The following is a 25,768-nucleotide window of genomic DNA, read 5'->3' as shown; positions in this document are numbered from 1 at the left end:
GACGACTCAGCAAAAGTAAAATCTGAGACAATAGGGCTGGATTTTCGAAATAACAGTTTTACGACCTAAGTGGTATTTTGACTATAATTATAATGTAGTTAAATACCACGTTATGGGCAATTTGTCAGATTATCAATATCTAACCTGACAAACGACTAACAGCATATAATTTATCAGGTAATTCTTTTATCTTGTAGGAAGTGCGGTAATTCCATTTTCGCCCCGGCAGAAAATTTGTGCTGATTGAGATGGACCGAGCTCAAATTGAGCACCCCACCCCCACCAAATGATTCCAGACGAATCACCATTAAATACAGAAAATGGCCTGTTTGTACGATCCATTTCAGCTGTCCAAAGATGGACTGCAAATTGATAAAACCAGCCCCATTCACTCATAAAAGTACCTAAATCTCGAGAAAGGGGATATTTGTTGAAATCAACACTTGCGTTAGCTGCCCCTTCTGGTTTGTTAGCTTGTAAAGAGTTGGTCAATTCATCTCTTCGATACAGATATTTTTGTCGCCAAGCTTTACCTGCTTCTGACATATCATTAACCTGAGCGGATGTTGTTTTCGGTATTGCTTGACCATCTATTATTCTTCTACATTCATCGTAGGCCGTATTACGACCATGACCATCTAAAAATCCTGTTACTTGCGTAGGTACTATTGCCCATTTTTGTGGTATAGGGAGCGTAATTTTACCGATGTTTTGCCAAGTTTTGCCTTTATCAGCAGTATATTCCATATTAATCGTTAAGGGTGTTGTGGGCTTAGTGACACTGTCATAACGTACTTGGCAATTTGCACCTAAGTCTTTACTTGCGGTCGAAGATTGCAATGTAACCCAGTTAGTATTATTGCTGCTATCTAGTTTACAGCGATACTGACGCTGATCGGCTCCCGAGCCAATTAACTCGAAGGTAATATCTTTAACACCGGTTATTGGTTTAAATTGTTCAGCTTTAAATCCACCACCTTCTTGCCAATCACTCCACCTTGAGCTTGTTGAACCAGGATCCCATACCTCTGGATTATAACCATTAGGATACTTAGTTATGTAAGAACTATTCTTATAAACATGCATATCTGGTTGAACAAAGCACAACTTAGGCCCACCTTCAAGCATAAATTGGTAAGTAATAACGGGTTGACTACCATAAATGTTTTTATTAGGTTGACCGTATTTAGTCGATACCGCAACGTTTTGAGCACCAATTTTTAAAAAATAAGGCCCTCCACACACATTGAATTCACGACTTAAATCATTTATCACGTTATTATTTTCATACCAGGTTGCTGTTAGAGTGCCTTCGATGGTTGTATTTTCAGTAAGGGAAGCATCACCATCATCGTCACCAACGTTGAATTGAGATAATGCATTTGCCTGACCATTAGCTGGAACCATCGTAATGATATCAGAAAATTTAGTTCCTTCAGGGATTTGCAAGGGTTTACCACCAAAAGAGAGCGATTCACTTACATCAACGAATTTTAATGCGTTATTATTTTCTGTTGTAGGCATTCTAAAACCAAGTAATTCATTCAATCCTTTGATTTTAGTCCCTACATTTCCGTCTTGATCTGATTTTAATTGTAAATAAGGCGCATTGCCTGCAATGGTTTTAACGGTAATATTTGATAACGCTTCGGTATAAGGTGAAAAAAGAATAAATAAAAAATGAATACCAATAATAGATAACATTGAGTTAAGTTTTAGGTGTATAACTTTATTGGAAGTATTGATCCGTTTGAAAGTTAGAAGCCACATTAATTGATTAAAAATATTAACTGCAAAATGAGTAAAAAATAAGAAAGCTAGTTTTTTCTTTGTTATAAAAAGTTTACAAATAGAATATTTACTATATATGTGAAAATCCTTAATTCTGAACATACACAAAACCTACAATCCAAGTCCTTTTGAAGTTTAAATAAACAATCATTTTGATTATTCGTTATTTTTTATTTTTACATATATAAAAAAAATAATCTATAAATAACTTTTTTAAATTGAACAGACAATAAATTAATTTATACGAACAACTCAACACAACAACACAATATCGATATAGCGTAGAAAAATATAAAGGGATTAGTGACAATATCAAAAACGATAATAATATTTTTTTTATGAAGAATTATTGCGTCGAAAGAATCGACGCAATAATTTTTAATGTCAAAGCGGCAAATTATAGAAAAGTGAAAAGTTGTTCTTTTGGTAAACGTGATTTTGGTCGATGTGCGTTGCCATCATCAGCAGCGCGATAGCCTAATGTCGCAACTACAACACTTTTCAATCCCTTACTTTTAAGATCTAAAATTTCGTCAATTTTAGCTGAATCATATCCTTCGATAGCCGTAGAATCAACACCAATTGCCGCAGCAGCAAACAAAAGTTGCCCCAATGCAATATAAGTTTGCTTTTCTTCCCAACACTGTTGCGATTCAGGGGTTGCACTATTTAAATTAACAAAATAACGTCGACCTTGATCTTGCGATACTTTTAAATCTTCAGAAGGCAGACGACCGTCTTTTTCTTCTTGATTCAGTAGATTCACTAAATGACTTTCATCCAATGGCACTTTTATACAAAAAACAATAGTATGTGACGATCCTGTCACGCGTGGCTGATTAAAATCAGGAAAAGCAGGCAAAATCTTATTTTTTGCTGTGTCTGACTCAATCACATAAAAATGCCATGGTTGAGAATTTACCGATGATGGACTGTTTCTTAAAACAGTTAAAAGTTGCTCAATAATAGCTACAGGTATCTTTTTAGTAGGATCATAATGTTTAGTGGTATAACGTTTTTGCGAAATTTCGACGATATTCATATTTTTGACTCCACCTTATTGGTTAATGATGAACGATAACTTATTTTTAACTAAATTAATGATTTTCTATTCATTTTAGAATACTATTAATTACCACTTGAATAACAAATTCAACCGATCTTTACTTATCTCTATGCTCCTATATAAAAATGCGTATTATTACACTTCATTTTTTTATAAAAAAACAAATAATAATTATAATTTTCATTTATATCATAGAGTTATTTAACAACAAAACGACACCAATATCTTTACAATAAAAAAAATAGAGAATATTATCTAGCACAATTTTAAAGGCTTTACAGTTTATAGTGATATAAAAGTACCGTTACGGAAAATGTGATGTTTAAAAGTAAACATATATTAACAAAATTATGTGCAGCAGTCTTTTTTTCAAATATTTTTTATTGTTTTTCAGCCAATGCATTAAGTGCCACATCTGTTCAAGTCATAAATGGCACAGAACCTTATATTTCAATAGATAATAATCACACACCAGCAAACATAACTGATTTACTTTGGATTGCAGTAGAAAACGATCAAACTAATGGGACAGAAGAAGTTAACAATGAAAATTCAACTCAGATCGACACGCGAATAAAAAATCCTAATTTAACTTATTATATTCCTGATTTTGATTCATCCCCCGATAAATTAATTGTACTTCCTAAGTCTGTTGAAACTTTTGAAAATATAATAACTTTATTGACTGATTATAATGCAAAAGAAGTGGATATTTTTACTATTCTAAACGATCATCAATATGTTAAAGATGACGATGGTGATAATGGATTTAATGCTAGTGGAACCATGTCTCTCACTATAAAAGATAACAACAATAATACTATTGAGCCAAGCGAAAAATTAAATAACTGTATTGGTTACTACGCGGTAACATTAGCCACAACAGAATCACAGCTTTCAACCACATTTGGGGTACCTAATATTAGGACTTATCCAAGTGTAAATAAAACCTATTATGTCACATCTTCCTCCAAGGATGTGCCTACGATTTGCTGGCTACAACCATCTTTAGAAAAAGGTAATCCACCAGAATTTGCTTATACAAAAGAAGAATATGAAGCGAATTATATTCAGAATACTTGGGAACAAGATATGCCTTGGTGGGATGCCAATAAAGGTTTTTTGCCTCGAGGTTCGTCTGAAGAAAGTTATAATAAGTTTCCTACAACTGCTGCCAATAAATTATATTTTAATGTCGTACTTGCCGGTGCAAACTGGAGTCAAATTTCTTATACTAAAAACCCAACAACATCGCCCATTAGTTTAAAGCTTAGTGGAAAAGATAACGTGCTTCGAGTTGAGTTTACAGGACCCAATTTTTCAGAAAAATTAAAAAATAATATTTCAGCTGCAAATAATACAGTATTTTCTTTAACTGTCGGCAATAAAACTATTTATAGTTTTACTATCACTCAATGGTACCTGATTTCTGAAAATGTAGTTTTTAAAGATCAAAAATCTGCCAAACATTATTGTAGTTGTCAAAACCCAAGAGTCGCGCTGACTTATAGGCGATCATTAACTAATGCAAAAAGTTGGGATTATTTTTTTGGAGAAAATGAAAGAAATAATTACAAACGCACGGTTGGAACGCTTTTATCTGAATGGGGGAATACGGTAAATGAGGTTTATCCAAGCGATTCAACACTTTCAAATGCGCTATCTAATTACGCTTGGACAGATGAACAAGACTACGATATGGGTATAGCTGAGCCGCTAAAATCTAAATTACGAAATTTTAATCCTTTTGATGAAGATAATGGTGATGATGATGAACAAGGCACCTTATATCCCCCACCAATACCTGATGATGGTGACGATGAACTATTTCCAGAAAACGAATGTGATCAAGACCCCATAGATTGGTCTTTCGAAGGAACAAAATTCTATGGTGTTGATTTAACCAACGGAAGTATTGCTTCATTCGATAAAGATACTCAAGGCTTAAAAGCTATCTGCTTTATCGATTAACTGAATTTTGCTAATTAAAATCATAATATTTAATGACCTTTTAAGATTAGATATTGACATTAACTATGTTCTTTGATAAAAATATTGGCATTATTTTGACCAATATAAATTTAGAGATTCGTTTTAATGATTAGAACAACTACTCTCCTCACTAGCTTACTCCTCGCATTATTTTGCGCGGATTTCTTGTGTGTTGAGTAATGAGATAATTTATTAAACAACTCGACAAATTAACAAGAACCCGCGCTAAAGTGCGGGTTTTTTGTTTTCATAACTTGAAATACCGTAATAGCGCTAAAATATAGATAAGGAATAAACAATGAGCGATCAAGTCATTATTTTTGATACCACACTACGTGATGGCGAACAAGCTTTACAAGCAAGTTTAAGTGTCAAAGAAAAACTACAAATAGCGCTAGCTTTAGAAAGAATGCGGGTGGATGTGATGGAAGTTGGTTTTCCTATCTCATCCCCTGGTGATTTTGAATCAGTACAAACGATTGCTAAAACAATTAAAGATAGTCGTGTATGTGCATTATCTCGCTGTATAGATAAAGATATTGATGTTGCAGCAGAAGCGTTAAAAGTTGCCGATCAATTTCGTATTCATACTTTTATGGCAACTTCAACCTTACACGTGCAAGACAAATTAAAAATGACATTTGAAGATGTCGTTGAAAGGGCTGTGCACTGTATTAAACGTGCACGTAATTATACTAATGATGTGGAGTTTTCTTGTGAAGATGCAGGCCGTACCCCAATTGATAACTTATGTCGGATTGTTGAAGCAGCAATTCAAGCAGGGGCAACAACGATCAATATTCCAGATACTGTCGGTTATACTGTCCCTTATCAATTTGGTGGCATTATTCGTACCTTATTTGAACGTGTCCCGAACATTGATAAAGCGATTATCTCTGTTCATTGTCATGATGACTTGGGCATGTCGGTGGCTAACTCGATTAGCGCGATTCAGGAAGGTGCTAGGCAGATTGAAGGCGCGATGAATGGTTTGGGTGAACGCGCAGGTAATACAGCTTTAGAAGAAGTCATTATGGCAATTAAAGTTCGTCAAAATATTCTAAACGTTCACACCAATATTAATCATCAAGAAATCTATCGTACCAGCCAAATCGTCAGTCAAATTACTAATACACCAATACCGGCCAATAAAGCGGTTATTGGTAGTAATGCTTTTGCCCACTCCTCCGGCATTCACCAAGACGGTGTGCTTAAAAATCGTGAAACCTACGAAATCATGACACCGGAATCTATTGGTTTAAATCAAATCCAATTAAATTTAACTTCACGCTCGGGTAGAGCTGCGGTAAAACACCGACTTGAAGAGTTAGGTTATCATGATAACGATTATAATTTAGACCAAGTATACGAAGCATTTTTAGAGCTTGCAGATAAAAAAGGACAAGTGTTTGATTATGATTTAGAAGCCTTAATTTTTATCAATCAATTAAAAGATGAACAAGAACATTATGTGTTGGACTATTTTAATGTTCAATCAGGCTCTACTGTTGTTTCAACTGCATCAGTAAGTTTAATTATTGGCGATCAAAAATTTTCAGATGCAGCAACGGGTAATGGTCCAGTTGATGCAGTTTATCAAGCAATAAATCGTATTACTGGCGAGCCAATTACGATAGTTAAATACCAATTAGCGTCAAAAGGGCAAGGTGAAAATGCTTTAGGGCAAGTTGATATCGTTGCCGATTATAAAGGTCGCAAATTCCATGGTGTGGGATTAGCAACAGATATTGTCCACTCCTCTGCATTAGCGTTAATTAATGTATTAAATAATGTTTATCGGGCAAATCAAGTTGCACAACAAAAACAAAAATTGCATCATGATTAACATATTAAATTATGTTGTTTTATAAATACTAAATATACCAATTAAATTGTTAAGGAATAAAAATGTCACAAAATTATCATATTGCAGTGTTACCTGGTGACGGTATTGGCCCTGAAGTAATGAAGCAAGCTTATAAAGTACTCGACGTTATTCGCCAAAAATATAATCTTTCAATAACTACCAGTGAGTATGATGTTGGTGGCGCCGCTATTGATATCCATGGCTGCCCATTACCAAAAGAGACGCTTGAAGGTTGTGAAAAAGCTGATGCGATTTTGTTTGGTTCAGTTGGTGGTCCAAAATGGACAAACTTACCCCCTGATCAACAACCAGAACGCGGCGCATTATTACCATTACGAAAGCATTTTAAATTATTTGCTAACATGCGCCCTGCTAGTTTGTATCAAGGTTTAGAAGAATTATGTCCTTTACGGGAAGATATTGCAAAACGTGGTTTTGATATTTTATGTATGCGTGAACTAACTGGTGGTATCTATTTTGGTTTACCTAAAGGTCGTGAAGGTTCGGGTCCTCAAGAGCGCGCCTTTGATACAGAAGTTTATCACCGTTTTGAAATTGAACGTATAGCTAAAATGGCATTTGAAGCTGCCAAAATTCGTCGTAAAAAAGTCACTTCTGTTGATAAAGCTAATGTACTACAAACATCAATTTTATGGCGTGAAGTTGTAAACGAAGTCGCTAAACAATATCCAGATGTCACACTTGAACATATGTATATCGATAATGCAACCATGCAACTTGTTAAAGATCCTTCACAATTTGATGTCATTTTATGTTCAAATTTGTTTGGTGATATATTGTCTGACGAATGTGCAATGATTACCGGTTCAATGGGGATGCTACCATCAGCAAGCCTTAACGAGCAGGGTTTTGGATTATATGAGCCTGCTGGTGGGAGTGCACCGGATATTGCCGGTAAAAATATCGCAAATCCAGCTGCACAAATTTTATCGTTAGCACTACTCGTGCGTTATAGTTTAAAACGTGATGATATTGCCAAAGCTATTGAAAATGCGGTTAATAAAGCTTTAGAACAAGGAACCCGTACTATCGATCTTGCTCGTGGTGGTAGTTATGTTTCAACCGATGAAATGGGTGATACCATTTGTCGTTTAATTTAATTTTTAGACTAAGGGTTAAGCAATCATATTAACCCTTTTAAAGAATATTAAAGGAATATAAGCAATGTCTACAAAACCCAAAACATTGTATCAAAAATTATATGATGCACATGTTGTTTACGAAGCACAAAATGAAACCCCTATTTTGTATATCGATCGCCATTTAGTTCATGAAGTTACCTCACCCCAAGCCTTTGATGGTTTACGTGCGATGAACCGAAAAGTGCGCCAGCCACACAAAACATTTGCAACTATGGATCACAATACTTCAACCAAAAGTAATGATTTAAGTGCGTGTAGTGAAATGGCTCGCATCCAATTAACAGAATTAGCAAAAAATGCTCAAGAGTTTGGCATTTCGTTATATGGTTTACAAAGTCCGTTACGTGGGATTGTCCATGTTGTCGGGCCTGAGCAAGGGATGACTTTACCAGGAATGACCATTGTATGCGGTGACTCCCATACAGCTACCCATGGCGCATTTGGAGCGCTGGCTTTTGGTATTGGAACATCAGAAGTTGAACATGTATTAGCGACCCAAACCCTAAAACAAGGTCGAGCGAAAACCATGAAAATTGAAGTCAAAGGTCAGGTTGCCGACGGCATTACCGCTAAAGATATTATTTTAGCGATTATTGGTAAAACGACCAGTGCTGGTGGTACAGGACACGTGGTTGAGTTTTGTGGTGAGGCGATTAAATCCTTATCAATGGAAGGCCGGATGACATTATGTAATATGGCTATTGAAATGGGTGCTAAAGCAGGATTGGTCGCACCTGATGATGTCACTTTTGAATACTTAAAAGGTCGCCAATTTTCACCTAAAGGAGAAGATTTTGACAAAGCCGTGGCTTACTGGAAAACCTTGAAAACCGATGAAGGAGCGCATTTTGACCGTGTAGTCACCCTTGAAGCAAAAGATATTGCACCACAAGTCACATGGGGAACAAATCCAGGGCAAGTAACCGCTATTGATAAGCAAGTACCCAATCCACACGATTTTTCCGATCCGATCGAAAAACAGTCTGCTGAACGTGCATTAGCCTATATGGGATTAACTGCTGGAACTAAGATGTCTGATATTAAGATCAATAAAGTATTTATCGGATCTTGTACGAATTCACGCATTGAAGATTTACGCGCTGCGGCTGCTATTGCTAAAGGACGAAAGGTGGCACAAGGTGTACAAGCCTTAGTCGTGCCTGGTTCTGGACCAGTCAAAGAACAAGCAGAAGCTGAAGGATTAGATAAGATTTTTATCGATGCGGGATTTGAATGGCGCTTACCGGGTTGTTCAATGTGCTTAGCGATGAATGATGACAAATTAGCACCAGGCGATCGCTGCGCGTCAACCAGTAACCGTAATTTTGAAGGGCGTCAAGGTCGTGATGCTAGAACCCATTTAGTGAGTCCTGCAATGGCGGCGGCGGCTGCCATTACTGGTCATTTTACAGATATTCGTAAACCATTTTAAGGAGACTTGTCATGGCAAAATTTACAAAACATACAGGTCTAGTTGTGCCATTAGATGCAGCTAACGTAGATACGGATGCTATCATTCCTAAACAATTTTTACAAAAAGTCACGCGTACCGGTTTTGGTAAACATGCTTTTCATGAGTGGCGATTTTTGGATGATGCAGGTCAAAAACCTAATCCCGATTTTGTACTGAACAAACCGCGTTATAAAGGGGCAAGTATTTTATTAGCGCGCGAGAACTTTGGGTGTGGTTCATCACGAGAACATGCACCATGGGCACTTGCGGATTATGGTTTTAAAACTATTATTGGTTCAAGTTTTGCTGATATTTTTTACAATAATTCGTTTAATAATCAGTTATTGTTAGTGAACTTATCGGAAGAAGACGTTGACGAACTATTTAAAATAGTTGAAGCCAATGAAGGAATTGAATTTACAATTGATCTTGAGAATGAAGTTGTTATCGCTGGAAATAAGCAATATTCGTTTAAAATCGATGCATTCAAACGCCACTGTTTATTAAATGGTTTAGATAACATTGGCTTAACCCTGCAACATGAAGATGCTATTAGTGCATTTGAACATAACATACCGTCATTTTTAGCATAATTTTAACTTTGGGCACAAAAGTGCCCAATACCGAGATTCCCTATGGCAACACATCACGATAACGTAAAACAGCAATTTGGTGAGCAAGCAAATGCTTATCTAACAAGTAAGGTACATGCTCAAGGTCCTGATCTTGAATATTTGGATAAGTTTCTTATCCCCTATTCTGATGCCCAGTTACTCGATATGGGATGTGGAGCCGGTCATGTCAGTTTCATTGCAGCAAAATATGTTAAACAGGTTACGGCATACGATCTATCTGATGAGATGTTATCGGTGGTTGCTTTAACTGCGCAAAGCCGTGGTTTTAGCAACATTTCAGTCAAACAAGGTTATGCTGAGTATCCACCCTTTGCCGATAACCAATTCGATATTGTGGTAAGTCGTTATTCCGCACATCACTGGCATGATGTCGGTAAAAGTCTACGAGAGTTACACCGCATCATCAAACCTAACGGAAAATTAATCATAATGGATGTTGTGTCACCTGGCCACCCTGTTTTAGATATTTGGCTACAAACTATTGAAGCTATGCGTGATACTTCTCATGTTCGTGATTATACTCCAGGTGAGTGGTTAACATTCTTAACCGAAGCAGGTTTTAGCATAGATAATATAAAACGCCATCGCTTAACCTTGTCCTTTGACACATGGGTTAAACGCATGCGAACACCTGAACGCTTAATTGATGCAATAAGGCTGTATCAAGAAACTGCAGCCAACGACACAAAGACCTATTTTGAACTTCAAACAGATGGATCTTTTACGACAGATATGATGATTATCGAAACAACAAAATTAATTTAGTATTAATTGTTGATAGTAACCAAACAATTTTATCCTTAAAGTTGTTTTCTTTGATTTGATGAAGGTATTGATAAAGCTTCACGGTATTTTGCCACAGTTCGACGAGCAATAATAATTCCTTGTTCTTCAAGAATTGACACTAACTTGCTATCACTCAGTGGCTTTTTACTATCTTCGCCTGAAATATACTTTTTAATTAATGCTCGAATGGCGGTAGAGGATGCTTCACCCCCAGAATCGGTATTTACATGGCTAGAAAAAAAGAATTTTAACTCAAATATGCCACTTGGACATTGTAAATATTTTTGGGTCGTTACGCGGGATATGGTTGATTCATGCATATCAATTGCCGCCGCTACATCCGATAGAATCATGGGTTTCATATACTCTGCGCCATGCTCAAAAAACTGCTGTTGATGTTCAACGATAAATTGGCTTACTTTAAGTAAAGTTTCATTGCGATTTTCAACACTTCTGATAAACCAATTGGCATCTTGTAGATGTGATTTTATGTATTGGCTATCACTTTCACTGGCTAACTTTTCCATCGCCGCATACTGCTGGTTAATACGCAGAGCCGGTACTGTATCAGTATTCAAATCAACTATCCATTTGCCATTTACTTTTTTGACTAGCACATCTGGGATAATATAATCTGGAGGGGTCGTGTTGACAGCATCACCTGGATAAGGATGTAAATGCTGAATAAAATTAATCGCTTCTTTTAATTGTTCATCACTGGCATTTAATACTTTTTTTAAAGTTCTGTAATCATGAGTTGCCAATAAATCAAGATAATTATCAATAATTTGTTTAACTAATGAAGGAACTGTTACATGTTGAGTTTGAATTGATAAACACTCTTGTAACGATCTCGCACCAACGCCTATTGGATCAAAATGCCAGATTCGCTTTAAAACCGTTTCAACTTCAGTCAATTCAATTTCACTATTACCCTGCTCTTCTAATATTTCATCTAACGAAACTGTTAAATAGCCGCTTTCATCAATCGCTTCAATGATCGATACCGCAATTGCACGATCAACATCGCTAAAAGGCGTTAATTCAAGCTGCCATTTCAAATAATCATGTAATGTTTCATGCGTTTCACCTTGATAAATAGGCAATTCATCATTACGATAATCAGAATGCGTGCCCGATGGTGTACCTGCTGTGTAAATATCATCTAACGAAGCATCTAATGGTATATCTTCAGGGATCTCCTGACTATCTAACGCTTCTCGAGTATCGATATTTTCATCTAATGTATTTTGTGCAACGCTGATTTCATCATACTGATCAGCTACTTCTAACAATGGATTATTTTCAAGTGCAGTTTGAATTTCTTGTTGTAGTTCTAAAGTTGACAACTGTAAAAGTCGAATCGCCAATTGTAATTGTGGTGTCATCGATAGTTGTTGAGAAACTTTCAGTTGCAAACTTGGTTTAATCATAATCGGAATTCATTTCCTAAGTAGACTCGTTTAACATATTCGTTACTTAAGATACTATTTGGTGTTCCTTCAGCAATTAAATGACCTTTATTGACAATATAAGCACGCTCACATACATCAAGGGTTTCGCGCACATTGTGGTCGGTAATCAATACACCTAGCCCTCGATCGCGTAAATGCTTAATAATATTTTTAATATCAATAACAGAAATAGGGTCGACACCTGCAAACGGTTCATCAAGTAAAATAAATTTAGGATTGGCTGCCAGCGCCCTTGCAATTTCAACTCTACGCCTTTCACCACCCGATAAAGACTGACCGATACTATCGCGGATATGGGTGATATGAAACTCTTCAAGCAATTCTTCAGCCCGATTTAATTTTTCATTTTTATCGATATCTCGACGCGTCTCTAAAATCGCCATAATATTATCAATTACAGATAGTTTTCTAAAAATAGACGCCTCTTGAGGTAAATAGCCAATCCCTTTTTGCGCTCTTTCATGTAGAGGTAAAATACTGATATCATGATCATCAAGATAAATTTTACCTGCATTCAATGTGACTATTCCTACCACCATATAAAACGTTGTTGTTTTACCTGCGCCATTTGGCCCTAGTAATCCAACAATCTCACCTGAGTTGACCGTCAAACTGACATCTTCAACAACCTTTCGTTTTTTATATATTTTGGCTAAATTAATCGCCTTTAAAATTGACATATTATTTTTTTATCTCTTTAATTTGACTTGGGATAATAGTACTTTTTACGCGACCATTTTTAGGCTGAGCCATAATTAGCTGTTTTTTAACATCATAGGTAATAACTTGGCTAACTATATGATTATCTTCTTGAAATAACTCTGCCTTTCCTTGTAAAACGACATTGCTTTGTTTCACATTGTAAATAATTTGATCCGAATGACCTGTAACAATTTTGTTATTCTCTGGCAATATTTGTTTAAACTTTACTGGATTACCATAAGCGGTAATTTTCTGTTTTGTCGAATCTTGCATATCAGTTATCACAACTTTATCTGCCCAAATAGTTAATCCCTCTTGAACAATTTGCACATGACCTATAAAAGTAATAATATTTTTATCAATATCAATTTGTTGGTTATCGGCATCAATAGTGATCGGTTTATTATCAACAAACATCTTTTGATCCGTTTTGGTTGGTGATGTTGGTTCGGCTGGTTCTTGTGCAAAACAAGCAAACGATGTTGATAGCATAAAAAATAATGGAAAAAGTAGCTGTTGTTGCAATTTCATGTTCTATTTTGCCTCGGTATTATAATATGTTTTAACATTCTCAAGTATGTTTGCAGTCTTTGCTTGCAAATCGCCAGCTAATCCTAGACCTGTTGAGTAAAAACCAACACCTTTGATAGTAACTGGATCTTTAGACGTTACAAGTTGTGTATTTAAATCAATGACAGCATTATCGGTATTAACACGCTGTAATTGAGCATTGGGGGTCAAATTATCCAATTGAACATCATTATAAAGATAAATGTGTTTATCATTAGTCAATGTCGCAGTTTTGGCTCGAATATGCCATGTGACAGTGTGGTCTTGATCATAAAGCGTTAAATTTGGAAGATCAAATTCCGTATTATTTGAATCATCAAAATGTCGTACTTTGCTAGATTCAATCTTGTATACAATTTCGCCTGATAAATCATACACATCTGTTGTCATGTCATCGCTCTGATAAATTGGCGTATCAGTTAAATTAACAGAGGATTGCGTGGTTGCGTCATTGTCTTTTTGATAATTATAATAGACGCCAACTACCACAATAATAAGCAAGATACAGATTATATTTTTTTTATTCATAACATACATTAATCACGCAAATAAGATTGATCAATAATAAGGAAAAATCATTATCTTGAAGTTTAATATTTTTTCCATTTTACTTTATTTTTTATTAAATTAATATCTGACATTGAAAGAAGTTAATCCATTTTCAGGTAATAATTCGCAACTTTTTATATTCGTAATATGAGCGGAAGCTGGTCCTCCCTGCTCAAGCCATTGTGTAAACTGAGTAAGTTGTAAATTATCGCCTTGTATGACAATTTCGACATTACCATTATCCAAATTTTTAACATATCCTAACAGACCAAGCTTTTGTGCTTGTTGATAAGTAAAAAACCGAAATCCTACACCCTGAACAAGGCCGCTAACACATATTTTAATTCGTTTTATCATATTAAAACCGAGTATTTTTATTTTAAAGTTGACAAAAATTAATCGCAAGGTAATGGCCATTAAAATAGGTAAACCATTATTTTATTCCTGATAATAAATCAACAATGATAAAATAGAAATCGGTAATTGATTAAATACATCATTATGTTCAAATCACCAATAAAATTAAATGATAAATTGATTCATTATTTAATCTAACTTTAAAAGTTTTGATAACAAAATGCATACCAATTTATCTATCAGTGATAGCCACATTCAGTGGCATTTAAAACAACTTTATCAGGGATAACTAAACCAGAATTTTTTGTTATCCATAATATTATCTAATCAGACAATAATCATGAGTCATTACGGTTAAGGAAAGGGTTAACACTTAACACACAATATTTGCCGTAAAACTGATAGGTTATGCATTAAGCTACTACTATTTATTGGTATAATTATCAAATGCTCTAAAATTTTTAAAAATTATATTAGACAAAATAAATTTGACTAATATAAGTTAATCAACAAACCAAATAGTATGTTGTTGTGATACAATTTTTATTGTTTTTAATATCGTTGCTAAATGCTCATGAAGCGCAAGTGTAGCCATTTCCGGATCATGCTTTTTTAATGCAATAACAATTTTTTCATGCTGTTTAACTAGGTCTTCTGGTGGGGATATATCTTCTAAAGTAAGGTATCTTACCCTGTCCATCATTGCTTTGATATTTTCGACGGTTTCCCATGCCATAGGACAATCAATAACATTCATTATAATCTGATGAAATTCATCATCTTTTTCAAGAAAATAACCAATATTTTTATGTTTGTTAGCATCAATTTGTTCTTTTAGATTTTTTTCGAGTAATAAAAGATCTGAATCACTAATTTCTTGTGCTGCACGTTTAATAATTGCACACTCAACAGCATCGCGAATAAATTGACCATCAATGACTTTTTTAACTGATATTTTCGTTACAAAAGTGCCACGTTGTGGAAGAATTTGGACCAATCCAGCTTCTGCTAGTTTAATAAAAGCTTCACGAACCGGTTGGCGTGAAACATTAAATTGACTTGAGATATCTTTTTCAGACAATAAAACACCCGGTAATACTTGGCAAGTGATGATTGCCTTTCTTAATTGACGATATATTTGTTGATTAACAGGTTCTGAGACAGTTAACACTTCAGATTTGAACATATATGTTTTTCAAATAACAAACTAGCATGAAAAGAATAGTAGGGGATTTTTGAATATAAGAAAAGTTTTTTATTTAATAATAAAAGTGCAATCATCTAATGATCATTGCACTTTGCTATTAATTATTGTTAGTGGAATTAAAAATTTTGAGTGATTTGTTTAACTGTTTGTTTTGCGCCTATATCGCGTAAAGAAAGATAAGCGTTAGTTATCTGCTCAATAAACAATGGATTTGTTGGTAGATCCTCTCCAAAAACATGTGTTAAAGATAACAACGCATTAACTCGTTCTTGATTATCAGAACTGTTTAAAACCAACGCTTTTAATTGTTCGACTGCTGGATCGCAAACGTCAATAACGTTACCATTATCATCCACGCCACTCACATAACGCATCCAAGCAGCAATACCCAAGGCTAAACAATCAAATGGAGTACCATTAGCCAAATGATAACGAACAGAATCAAGCATACGTTGTGGGAGTTTTAACGTTCCATCCATTGCAATTTGCCATGTACGATGTTTTAAACCGGTGTTGCGATAACGTTCAAGTAATGAATCAGCATAAGCTTTTAAATCAACACCTTTAACCCGTAATGTAGTTGCTTGTTCATTTAACATTAAATGTCTAGCTGCTTTTACATAATTAGGATCTTGCATGCACGCATCTATATGCAAATATCCAGCTAAATAACCTAAGTAAGCCAAAAAGGAATGACTACCATTTAACATACGTAATTTCATCTCTTCATAAGGCAATACATCATCCACTAATTCTGCCCCTGCTTTTTGCCACTCAGGACGACCAGACACGAAATTATCTTCAATCACCCATTGCCTAAATGGTTCACCAGCGATACCTGCCGAATCATCAATACCACCAAGTTGTTTTTTTATTTTAGCCATTGTTTCTGGCGTTGCCGCAGGTACAATTCGATCAACCATCGTTGATGGGAAAGCCACATTATCCGCAATCCATTGCGCTAAATTTTCATCTCGCTGCTTAGCCAAGGCTAACACAACATTACGAGTAACATGTCCATTTTCTGGCATATTGTCACAAGACATAACGGTGAAAGGTTTTAATCCTTGATCTTTACGTAAACGTAAAGCTTCTACAATAACACCAGGAAGCGATTTAGGTGTATGTGGATTAGCAATATCATGATTAATCAATGGATTATTGGTATCAATTGATGCTGTTGAGGGTAAATAGCAATAACCTTTTTCAGTTACTGTGATCGACACAATCGCAATTTCTGGACGAGTCATCACATCTAAGACTTTGTGTATTCCATCAATATCTGCATGTAATGCTTCTTTTGCAATACCTACAACACGAGTATTCCAGTTATCATAAGACATTTCACAAACACTAAATAAAAAGTCTTGCTGTTTTAAATCTTCAATCTGTTTTTCACCACCGATTAAATTAACTTCACAATAACCCCAATCGCTATTGTGTTCATTAGCTAAAATATCAGCAAATACTGCCTGATGAGCACGATGAAATGCCCCAAAACCAAGATGAACAATTTTGGTTTTAATTTTGCTTCTATCATAAGTTGGGACAACTACCTCTTTAGGTAGTTGTGATAAAGTTTTATTTGATAATTTCATTTTTTATTCCATCTAATTTTTACTATCTGCCGCATCGTGTAGGTCAGCTAAATCACGATCTTTTACCTCCGGCATAAGCATAGCCGAGATGAGACCAATACATGAGTACACAATAATCATAGCCACAATTGGCCACCAATCATTAACCATTTTACAGAAAATTCCAGCCAGAATTGGACCAAATCCAACAGCAACTAAACCGCCTGCTTCTTTAGATATTGCCATTTGAGTGAATCGATTGCGAGCACCGAACATTTCGGCCATAGTGATGTTTTCCAGGGCAAATAAACCTAAAACTGCAATATTATGAATAAGAATCAAACATAATGTAATCGTATTTACTGAATGATTTTTATCAACAATAATCGATAACATTGGGTAAGCAAGTATAATTGCAGACAATGTTAGTACAATATAAGGAATTTTCCGACCTATCCTATCTGATAACCAACCTAAGAAAGGAATTGTCAAGAAACCAACAATTGAACTAAACATGATTGCATCAGTTGGAATACTTTTATTAAATAACAACGCTTGCACTAAATATCCTGCTAAAAAAGTTTGGATTAGACCAGAATTTCCTGCTTGACCAAAACGTAATCCTGTAGCTAACCAAAATGATTTACTTTTAAACATTGCAAGTAATGAGATATGTTTTGTTACATCACTATCATTTTTTAGTGCAGTAGTATCATTAACCTCATCAAATACAGGGCTTTCTTTTAAATTCATTCTTAGCCAAATTGCAAAAATCATAACAACAACGCTTGCAATAAATGGAATACGCCATCCCCATGCAACTAATTGATCTTTGTCTAATAAAAAGAACATAAATGCCCATATTGCTGTTGCACTTAATGTCCCGCAGTTAGTCCCCATTGCAACTAATGAAGAAATTATCCCTCTTTTCCCTTTTGGTGCATATTCAGCGAGCATTGTACCTGCACCAGAAATTTCAGCACCTGCACCCAATCCTTGAATAATACGCAAAACAACCAACATCAACGGCGCTAAAATACCTACTTGAGCATAAGTTGGCAGTACACCAATGAGTGTGGTACATACCCCCATCATGGTAATAGTAATGAATAGAACTTTTTTACGGCCGATTGCATCCCCCATGCGACCAAAAATAAAGGCACCAATGATTCGTGCAACATAACCCGCACCATAAGTTCCCATCGCTAAAATCAACGCCATAATAGCTGATTGTTCTGGAAAGAAAATTTCATGAAAAACTAAAGCAGCACCTAAAGAATACAATTGAAAATCCATAAATTCTAACGCTGTTCCTAACCAGCCTGATACTGCAGCTTTGACTAAATCCGAAGTATCCCTCTCACTCTTATTTCCCATATTATTCATACTGTTCTCTCTTATAATATTTTCTTTAAAAAGGTTATTCACAAGGCTTTTTTGAGTGCTAATTAAAGGTCAATAAAACTTTGCAGCAATGTTTTTGATCTTTTTCAAACGTTTCAATCGCTTGAATTACTTGCGTATAATCAAATTGATGCGTGATTAACTTTTGCGGGTCGATTAATTTTTTCTTTAACCAATCAATAACAACTGGGAACTTATTGGCATTTAATCGGGATGAAAAAATAGATAACTCTTTACTGGTTATGCCTTGTTGTGTAATTTGACAAGGATCACTTGAAAAGCCCATGATGAGGATCCTTGCAGCAGGAGAGGCAATAGTAATTGCTTCTTGCAGGATCGAAGGATGACAGGCAGCATCAATTATAATCGTCGGTTTAATATCAAGTTTTTCTAGTTCATTCTTTAGTAATATATTTGTATTGTTTATTACTATATCTGCACCACTTGTTTGTGCCATAGCCAAACGTTCATCAATTCGATCGACAACAATAACTTGTTTAACTTTATAAACACCTTTTAGCGCTTGTACTGATGTTAGCCCCATTGGACCCGCACCATAAATTAAGGCAACATCGTTTTCAGTTGGTTTTAAATGACCTGTAGCATTCGCTGCAATAGTGAATGGTTCAATCATCACAGCAAATTCATTACTAATGTCATCAGGAATTCGGTAGGCATTTTTACTTGGCACTGTTGTATATTGACTAAATCCACCATCACGATGAACACCCAAAACAGTTAAAGATGAACAAACATTCGGACGACCAACAGAACAAGGATAACAACAGCCACAACTAATGACAGGATCAACAGAAACTCGTTCACCAATTCTTGATCGATCCACGCCTTCACCCACTTCATCAATGACACCAAAAAATTCATGCCCAATAACTCTAGGATATTTCGCAAATGGGTTATGTCCTCGGTAAATATGACTATCTGAACCACATATCCCAGCTAGTTTTACTTTAACTCTTACCTCACCTTTGGCTGGTTGAGGAACTTCTCGTTCCTCAATAACGAGTTCATTAGGCTGTTTTATTACAATACTTTTCATATAAACTCCTTAACTTACCAATTCCACAATGTGCCATCTTCTAAACGAGCAATTGGCAAATAGGCTGGGTTGTATGGATATTTTTGCGCTAGTTTTTCATCAAAATCGATACCTAAACCTGGTTTGTTACTTGGGTGCATATAACCATCAGTAAAGGTCCAGTTTGGCGAGAAGACTTCTAACATCTGCTCTGAGTAACCCATAAATTCTTGAACACCAAAGTTAGGTACCCACATATCAAAATGAAGTGCCGCGGCATGACAGATTGGTGATAAATCTGATGGACCATGTGAGCCAGTTCTAACTTGATAAAGCGACGCAAAATCAGCTATTCGACGCATATGAGTTATGCCGCCTGCATGGGTTATTGTGGTTCGGATGTAATCAATAAGCTGTTCTTCAATTAACTGTTTACAGTCCCAAATACTGTTAAATACTTCACCGACAGCAATGGGGGTTACAGTGTGTTGACGAATTAAACGGAAACATTCTTGATTTTCGGCTGGTGTTGGGTCTTCCATCCAAAATAGGCGATAATCTTCAACACTTTTACCAAATCGAGCCGCTTCAATTGGTGTTAGACGATGGTGCATGTCATGCAATAAATGTTCGTTAAAACCAAATTTATTCCTCACTGCCTCGAATAATTTTGGTGTGAAATCAAGATATTTGTCGGTTGCCCAAAACTGTTCTTCTGGATAGTTACCTCGTGTTGCCGGTTCATAAGCTAAGTTTTTACCTTTACTTTGACCGTAGGTGGTTTTCATTCCCGGTATGCCACACTGCACTCGAATGGCCTTAAAGCCCATTTCTTTATGTTTAGCATAATCATCTAATGCTTCTTCAATATCTTTACCTGTAGTATGGCAATACACCATTACACCGGTGCGAGAAGCGCCACCTAATAATTGATAAAGGGGCATATTGGCAACTTTACCTTTGATATCCCATAATGCCATATCAATTGCTGATATCGCTGACATCGTCACAGGGCCTCGACGCCAATAGGCACCTTTATAAAAATATTGAAAGATATCTTCTATTTGACTGGCATCTCGTCCAATTAATTGTGGGCAAAGATGATCTTTAAGATATGATGCGACGGAAAGCTCACGTCCATTGAGCGTCGCATCACCTACTCCATATACACCCTCATCTGTTGTAATTTTTAATGTGACAAAGTTTCTGCCAGGACTACAAACAAAAACGTCTGCTTTTACGATTTTCATTGAATACCTCATAATTAATTTGTGTAGCAACAAATTAATCGATTAAATACTACCATACAAGTAGAGTTGTATGTATTTGTGATTACTGTCACAAAAAGAGACTCAATTTAGTAAAAATTCAAGAAAAGCTAACTGGTTGATATCAAAAAATAAGAGTGAAAATAAAACATCAATTGAAAAGAACATCTCTTTTTTTAAAAGTTGTTTGTATAATGAAGGCACCCATGTGATTTTTGATTAACGCAAATTTGTAATAACGTTAATGACTGATAAAAAGTGGATACTATTTTGATTTTACTCATTGATAACTATGATTCTTTCACTTTTAATATTTACGACTACTTGTGCCGAGTGGGTGCTAATGTAAAAGTAATTAAAAACGATGAAATGTCGATTACTGAATTAAAACAACTCGATTTTACTAAAATCGTTATTTCACCAGGACCCGGAACGCCGAATCAGGCAGGCATATCACTTGAGGTTATTGCCGAATTTTCTAATACCTGTCCAATACTTGGAATTTGTCTTGGTCACCAAGCTATTGCCCAATACTATGGGTATCAAATTGGAAAAGCGCCACAACCAATGCATGGCAAAATTGATAAAATAGTTCATGATGGTCAAGGGTTATTTAAAGACATTAAAAACCCCTTATCAGTTGTTCGTTACCACTCCTTAATTGCCTATGATAATTTACCTTTAGATAAATCCCCTCTTATGATTACTGCGCGCAATAAACAAGGAATAATTATGGGATTACGTCATAAAATATTACCTATCGAATCCGTGCAATTCCATCCTGAAGCAATTAAAACTGAGTTTGGTTTACAAATCATTTATAATTTTGTACATAGGTAAATAATAACATGAGAATATATATCGACTTCGAAGGTCAGCATAAGTATTTTTGCAACCCAATCTCGATAATAAAGACTAATGATACCTCATTAGTCAATCAACATTTACAGGAGATCGAAGGATTTATCCAACAAGGCTATTATGCTGTTGGTTATTTAGCTTATGAAGCAGCAATGGGATTAAATCAATCAAATCAAACCAAAATTAATCGCCATAATAACCAAGATTTACCTTTACTGTTATTTGGTATTTTTGATCAGTATTCCATTGTTGAGTCTTTACCATGTCAAGATTACACCCCACAATCACTTGAATTGATGAGTGACACTACAATTAATGAATATCAACAAAAGATCAATTATATCCGTGAACAAATTGAATTGGGCAATACCTATCAAACTAACTATACGATCGCATTTAAAGCACCTTTTACACAATCGCCCCTTGATTACTATCATTTTTTACAAAAAAATAATTTTGCCAATTATTGTGCATATTTAGAATTTGATGATTATCACATTTTATCGATATCACCCGAGCTATTTTTTAAAATAGAAAACAGATTAATAACCACAAAACCGATGAAAGGGACAACGAAACGAGGGATAAATCAGCAACAAGATGCCCAACAATTATCGCAATTAATGTCAGAAAAAAATCTCGCTGAAAATATGATGATAGTCGATCTGCTGCGCAATGATTTAAGTCAAATATCAGAGCCAGGATCTGTCACTGTTCCTCAATTATTTACTGCAGAAAAATATCCAACTGTTTGGCAATTAACTTCAACAATTCAGGGAAGATTAAAAGAAAATATTCGGTTATATCAGATTTTTCAAGCTATCTTTCCTTGTGGTTCAATCACTGGTGCACCAAAAACAAGTACTATGCAAATTATTGCCAATATTGAAAATTCACCACGTGGGGTTTACTGTGGCACAATCGGCTATATTAATCCATATATGCAGCAAGCAACATTTAATATACCAATACGAACATTAACTATTCATAATCAACAAATGAGTTATGGCGTTGGAGGGGGAATTACATGGGATTCAACCGCAGAAGATGAGTACGACGAAATCCTCGCTAAAACAGCTATATTAACCCGTAAATCATCAATTCCTAATGCGATTATTGAATCTTTGTTACTTGAAGAAGGCCAATTTTTTTTATTAGAAGAGCATTTAGCTAGACTTGCTGATTCTGCTAATTATTTTGATGTTCAATGTGATACAAAATCAATAGAATTTCAGCTCATTGAGTTAGCAAATCGGTATCGCAAAGGTAACTATAAAGTCAGGTTGTTACTGAAAATTGAGGACGGTAGTTATCATTTAGATATTGATAAAATTGATTATGGTATGCCGTTAAATAAAATAACGTTGGCGCCAAAGTGTGTCAATAGCAATAATGTTTACCTGTACCACAAAACAACGAACAGGCAACATTTTGTGCATATTACTAAAGGACATGAGTATATTAATTTTAATGAAAAAGACGAAATTACCGAATTCGTTAATGGCAATATTGCCTTATTTATCAATCAACAGTGGGTCACCCCTGTTTTCAGTTCGGGGTTATTGCCCGGAACGATGCGACAATATTATATAAACAATCACCATTTGGTAGAACAAGTCATCACTAAAGCCGACCTATTAAAAGCACAAAAAATTGCTTTTATAAATAGTGTGCGTAAATGGGTGGAAATAGATAATGAAGTATTTAATCAATTCAAACACAATTTAACTTAAATAACGATTCATATTCCGTCATATTACTGACGGAATATGAATTTTTAAATTAACGCATGATTGAATTAGCAAAATCTTGTTCTTCTTCTTGCCAACCTTTAGATAACGCTTTAACCAATGCATCATAACCATTGGTCATAAGAGCAACATGGCGTTCAAAGGGTTTTGTCTCAATGTTATTATGACTATCTGTTATAACCCATCTTCCTTTGATAAGGGCATCGCCTGAATAACTACCATGAAAACCGTCAATAAAGAGTTTTACCGTTAAAGTTGGTGTTGACAGTGATTTACTGGAAACTAAATAATTAGGAAGAAAAACACTTAAGTCTTGAACGACGCGATCTTGAAGTTGTTGCGATAACGTTGATGCCCAAAGATGGTTTGATGCAGTTACATATTTAATATCGTCTGTTTGCAAAACAATTCCAGGCTTATTTAAAAAATTTGCCACATCTACCGTTTCAATCCAAATAAAATGCTGAGTTTTTTTCATTGTGTGTGACGTTTGCTCAGGTAAATCACTCGCTAATTGAAAATAGCTTTTGCTTGGCGCATCAGAAGAACATCCCACTAATAAACTCAGTGATATTGCAACAACAATTGAGATTAGGTATCGTATTATTTTAACCATCATTTTTTACCTTTAGCTTTAGGTTCTTGATCTTTCTTATTCGGTGCAGAAAAAATCAATGCATTACTTTTATCATTGAGGGTATTAAGTAATGGCGTTAATTCATCCATCATTTGTTGCACTTTTTGTAGACTTTCTTTCATTTGATTATTTAAATCAGAACCTGGTTGTAATCCTTTCATGGTCTCATTTAATGAACGCATTGCCTTTTGAAGATCTTTTGGCATATTTTGCATTTCTTTGCTTGCCATAATTTGATTTATCGAGTTCATTAACCGCTCGCTTGAAGCAAGTGATTTATTAAATTGAGACATCGTGTTATTAAGTGGTAAATTATTAAAATTATCAAGTAATTGTATAATTTTAGCTTGTATTTGAGCAATGCCTGTTGATGTGGTGTCAATCGTATCGTAACCAAATTGTTTTGACTTTTTAACATCATACTTATTTTTTAAATCGGAATAGAAATCCAGATCGATATAAAGTGCACCAGTAAACATATTTGATGTTTTCAAAGATGCCCTTAAGCCATTTTTTTGCTCATCCATAATAAGTGTAGCAATATCTATCTTCTGATCTACAAGTTCCGACAAGCGATCTGGTTCAATCCTTATCAGAACAGGAACTTTTTGATTAAGAATTGAAGATTGTTCTAACATTTCTGGGGTATAAAATGGAACCTTCGAAACTGTTCCTAATCGAATACCATGATATTCGACCGGTGCACCTTCAGAAAGCCCTGATATTGAATCAGAGAGCATAATAAGAAATTCTTTATATTCAGTATACTGTGAATCTTGAATGGATTTTTTATTTTCATATAACTTATATACAGAATATTGCTCAGCAGGTGCGCCTAATTTTGATCCATCCGGTAGATCAAAACTGATGCCGCCAGACAATAAAACATCCAATGAAGGCACATTTAAACTCGCACCCATTGATGATAACGTTAAATTAATACCACCTTCTTTCCAAAAACGTACGTTTTGGGTCACTAATGCATCATAAGGTTGAGTGATAAAAATTTGATATTTCATTTTTCGTGAATTAACATCAAACTGTGATGTTTCAACATTCCCAACACGATAACCATGAAACATAACCGAAGCACCACGAGGAACAACACCATTTTGATCACTTTCTAAATTCAACCGTATACCTTTGATACTAGGGTCAGATAACGGTGGTGTATCTGATAAAATAAAAGGATTATTTTTAAAGCTATGTGTATCATTACCTGATGCTAACTCAATATATACACCTGACAAGATAGTGTTCAAACCGGTAACACCATCTCGACCTATCTCGGGTTTCACAACCCAAAATATTGAATCATTTTTAAGTAATGGTTTCATATCGTTATAGATTCGACCTTTAACCACCACTTGGTTGTAATCATCCGATAGGGTTACTTCATCAACAATACCCACATCGACACTGCGATTTTTGATTACCGTTTTACCTGCAACAATACCACTTGCATCTTTAGCAAGTAAGGTAAATGGGGTGCCACGGTCAGCATAATGAGAATAAATAATCCAAAGCCCAACAACAGCAGTGACAATTGGTATTATCCATATTGCTGAAATAGCTCTGATTTTAATTATTTTTGCTAATTTACTTGTTGTTACCATATTGT

General features: G+C 35.2%; 22 protein-coding genes. 8 read left to right on the top strand and 14 right to left on the bottom strand.

The annotated features are described in order from the left end of the window. Positions 1 to 186: 186 nt before the first annotated feature. Complete coding sequence (locus J3U63_RS08240) at positions 187 to 1,704, bottom strand: hypothetical protein (RefSeq protein WP_267371228.1); 1,518 nt, start codon at positions 1,702 to 1,704, stop codon at positions 187 to 189. Positions 1,705 to 2,188: 484 nt separating this feature from the next. After that, entirely contained in the window at positions 2,189 to 2,833 is a 645-nt protein-coding gene (gene nfsB, locus J3U63_RS08235) for an oxygen-insensitive NAD(P)H nitroreductase (protein WP_267333500.1), read from the bottom strand. 342 nt (positions 2,834 to 3,175) lie between these two features. Between nfsB and J3U63_RS08230 the strand changes: the two genes are divergently transcribed. The 6 genes from J3U63_RS08230 to J3U63_RS08205 all read left to right on the top strand — a co-directional run bounded on the left by J3U63_RS08230 (position 3,176) and on the right by J3U63_RS08205 (position 10,732). Then, on the top strand, positions 3,176 to 4,828 hold the full coding sequence (locus tag J3U63_RS08230; RefSeq protein WP_267333501.1) for a hypothetical protein: 1,653 nt from the start codon (positions 3,176 to 3,178) through the stop codon (positions 4,826 to 4,828). A 319-nt stretch (positions 4,829 to 5,147) separates the two neighbouring features. Further along, positions 5,148 to 6,695, top strand: coding sequence for a 2-isopropylmalate synthase (gene leuA / locus J3U63_RS08225; protein ID WP_267333502.1), 1,548 nt, complete (start codon positions 5,148 to 5,150; stop codon positions 6,693 to 6,695). A gap of 62 nt (positions 6,696 to 6,757) precedes the next feature. Further along, complete coding sequence (gene leuB, locus J3U63_RS08220) at positions 6,758 to 7,837, top strand: 3-isopropylmalate dehydrogenase (RefSeq protein ID WP_065633829.1); 1,080 nt, start codon at positions 6,758 to 6,760, stop codon at positions 7,835 to 7,837. A gap of 64 nt (positions 7,838 to 7,901) precedes the next feature. After that, a complete protein-coding gene (gene leuC, locus J3U63_RS08215; RefSeq protein WP_267333503.1) occupies positions 7,902 to 9,311 on the top strand; it encodes a 3-isopropylmalate dehydratase large subunit in 1,410 nt (469 codons plus the stop codon). An 11-nt stretch (positions 9,312 to 9,322) separates the two neighbouring features. Continuing rightward, a complete protein-coding gene (gene leuD, locus J3U63_RS08210) occupies positions 9,323 to 9,925 on the top strand; it encodes a 3-isopropylmalate dehydratase small subunit (protein ID WP_267371225.1) in 603 nt (200 codons plus the stop codon). Positions 9,926 to 9,967: 42 nt separating this feature from the next. Then, positions 9,968 to 10,732 carry a class I SAM-dependent methyltransferase gene (locus J3U63_RS08205; RefSeq protein WP_267371223.1) on the top strand — a complete coding sequence of 255 codons (765 nt, stop codon included), beginning with the start codon at positions 9,968 to 9,970 and terminating at the stop codon, positions 10,730 to 10,732. Positions 10,733 to 10,767: 35 nt separating this feature from the next. On the opposite strand, the gene J3U63_RS08200 is transcribed toward J3U63_RS08205, so the two are convergent. The 10 genes from J3U63_RS08200 to manD all read right to left on the bottom strand — a co-directional run bounded on the left by J3U63_RS08200 (position 10,768) and on the right by manD (position 20,880). Further along, positions 10,768 to 12,183 (bottom strand): RNA polymerase factor sigma-54, encoded by a 1,416-nt coding sequence (locus J3U63_RS08200; RefSeq protein ID WP_416381304.1) that lies wholly within the window; start codon positions 12,181 to 12,183, stop codon positions 10,768 to 10,770. After that, entirely contained in the window at positions 12,183 to 12,908 is a 726-nt protein-coding gene (lptB, locus tag J3U63_RS08195; RefSeq protein WP_267371218.1) for an LPS export ABC transporter ATP-binding protein, read from the bottom strand. Before lptB ends, J3U63_RS08200 begins: the two co-directional genes overlap by 1 nt. A 1-nt stretch (position 12,909) precedes the next feature. Continuing rightward, positions 12,910 to 13,461, bottom strand: coding sequence for a lipopolysaccharide transport periplasmic protein LptA (gene lptA, locus J3U63_RS08190; RefSeq protein ID WP_267333508.1), 552 nt, complete (start codon positions 13,459 to 13,461; stop codon positions 12,910 to 12,912). A gap of 3 nt (positions 13,462 to 13,464) precedes the next feature. Then, positions 13,465 to 14,028, bottom strand: coding sequence for an LPS export ABC transporter periplasmic protein LptC (gene lptC, locus J3U63_RS08185; RefSeq protein ID WP_267333509.1), 564 nt, complete (start codon positions 14,026 to 14,028; stop codon positions 13,465 to 13,467). A gap of 99 nt (positions 14,029 to 14,127) precedes the next feature. Continuing rightward, on the bottom strand, positions 14,128 to 14,406 hold the full coding sequence (gene yccX, locus J3U63_RS08180; RefSeq protein WP_267333510.1) for an acylphosphatase: 279 nt from the start codon (positions 14,404 to 14,406) through the stop codon (positions 14,128 to 14,130). A 502-nt stretch (positions 14,407 to 14,908) separates the two neighbouring features. After that, entirely contained in the window at positions 14,909 to 15,592 is a 684-nt protein-coding gene (locus J3U63_RS08175; RefSeq protein ID WP_267371216.1) for a GntR family transcriptional regulator, read from the bottom strand. A gap of 137 nt (positions 15,593 to 15,729) precedes the next feature. Next, positions 15,730 to 17,211, bottom strand: coding sequence for a mannitol dehydrogenase family protein (locus J3U63_RS08170; RefSeq protein WP_267347618.1), 1,482 nt, complete (start codon positions 17,209 to 17,211; stop codon positions 15,730 to 15,732). A 12-nt stretch (positions 17,212 to 17,223) separates the two neighbouring features. Next, positions 17,224 to 18,567, bottom strand: a complete 1,344-nt coding sequence (locus J3U63_RS08165) for an MFS transporter (protein WP_267371255.1) — start codon at positions 18,565 to 18,567, stop codon at positions 17,224 to 17,226. A gap of 67 nt (positions 18,568 to 18,634) precedes the next feature. Beyond that, the gene (locus tag J3U63_RS08160; protein ID WP_267371214.1) at positions 18,635 to 19,651 is read right to left on the bottom strand and encodes a Zn-dependent oxidoreductase; all 1,017 of its coding nucleotides are present in this window, start codon (positions 19,649 to 19,651) and stop codon (positions 18,635 to 18,637) included. Positions 19,652 to 19,665: 14 nt separating this feature from the next. Continuing rightward, positions 19,666 to 20,880, bottom strand: a complete 1,215-nt coding sequence (gene manD, locus J3U63_RS08155) for a D-mannonate dehydratase ManD (RefSeq protein WP_267366770.1) — start codon at positions 20,878 to 20,880, stop codon at positions 19,666 to 19,668. 288 nt (positions 20,881 to 21,168) lie between these two features. On the opposite strand from manD, the gene J3U63_RS08150 reads away from it, so the two are divergent. Together J3U63_RS08150 and pabB are read left to right on the top strand one after the other, a co-directional pair. After that, entirely contained in the window at positions 21,169 to 21,738 is a 570-nt protein-coding gene (locus J3U63_RS08150) for an anthranilate synthase component II (protein ID WP_267333515.1), read from the top strand. Positions 21,739 to 21,746: 8 nt separating this feature from the next. After that, entirely contained in the window at positions 21,747 to 23,492 is a 1,746-nt protein-coding gene (pabB, locus tag J3U63_RS08145; RefSeq protein WP_267371213.1) for an aminodeoxychorismate synthase component I, read from the top strand. 49 nt (positions 23,493 to 23,541) lie between these two features. Here pabB and J3U63_RS08140 read toward each other — a convergent pair whose 3' ends face one another. Then, positions 23,542 to 24,126, bottom strand: a complete 585-nt coding sequence (locus J3U63_RS08140) for an ABC-type transport auxiliary lipoprotein family protein (protein ID WP_267371212.1) — start codon at positions 24,124 to 24,126, stop codon at positions 23,542 to 23,544. After that, positions 24,126 to 25,763 carry an intermembrane transport protein PqiB gene (gene pqiB, locus J3U63_RS08135; RefSeq protein WP_267333518.1) on the bottom strand — a complete coding sequence of 546 codons (1,638 nt, stop codon included), beginning with the start codon at positions 25,761 to 25,763 and terminating at the stop codon, positions 24,126 to 24,128. Before pqiB ends, J3U63_RS08140 begins: the two co-directional genes overlap by 1 nt. Between the last annotated feature and the right edge of the window lie 5 nt (positions 25,764 to 25,768).

The sequence above is a fragment of the Gilliamella sp. B2838 genome (genome assembly GCF_026536185.1).
Taxonomy (GTDB): Bacteria; Pseudomonadota; Gammaproteobacteria; order Enterobacterales; family Orbaceae; genus Gilliamella.
Note: the sequence above shows the minus strand (reverse complement) of the source record. Positions and strands in the feature narration are given on the sequence as shown.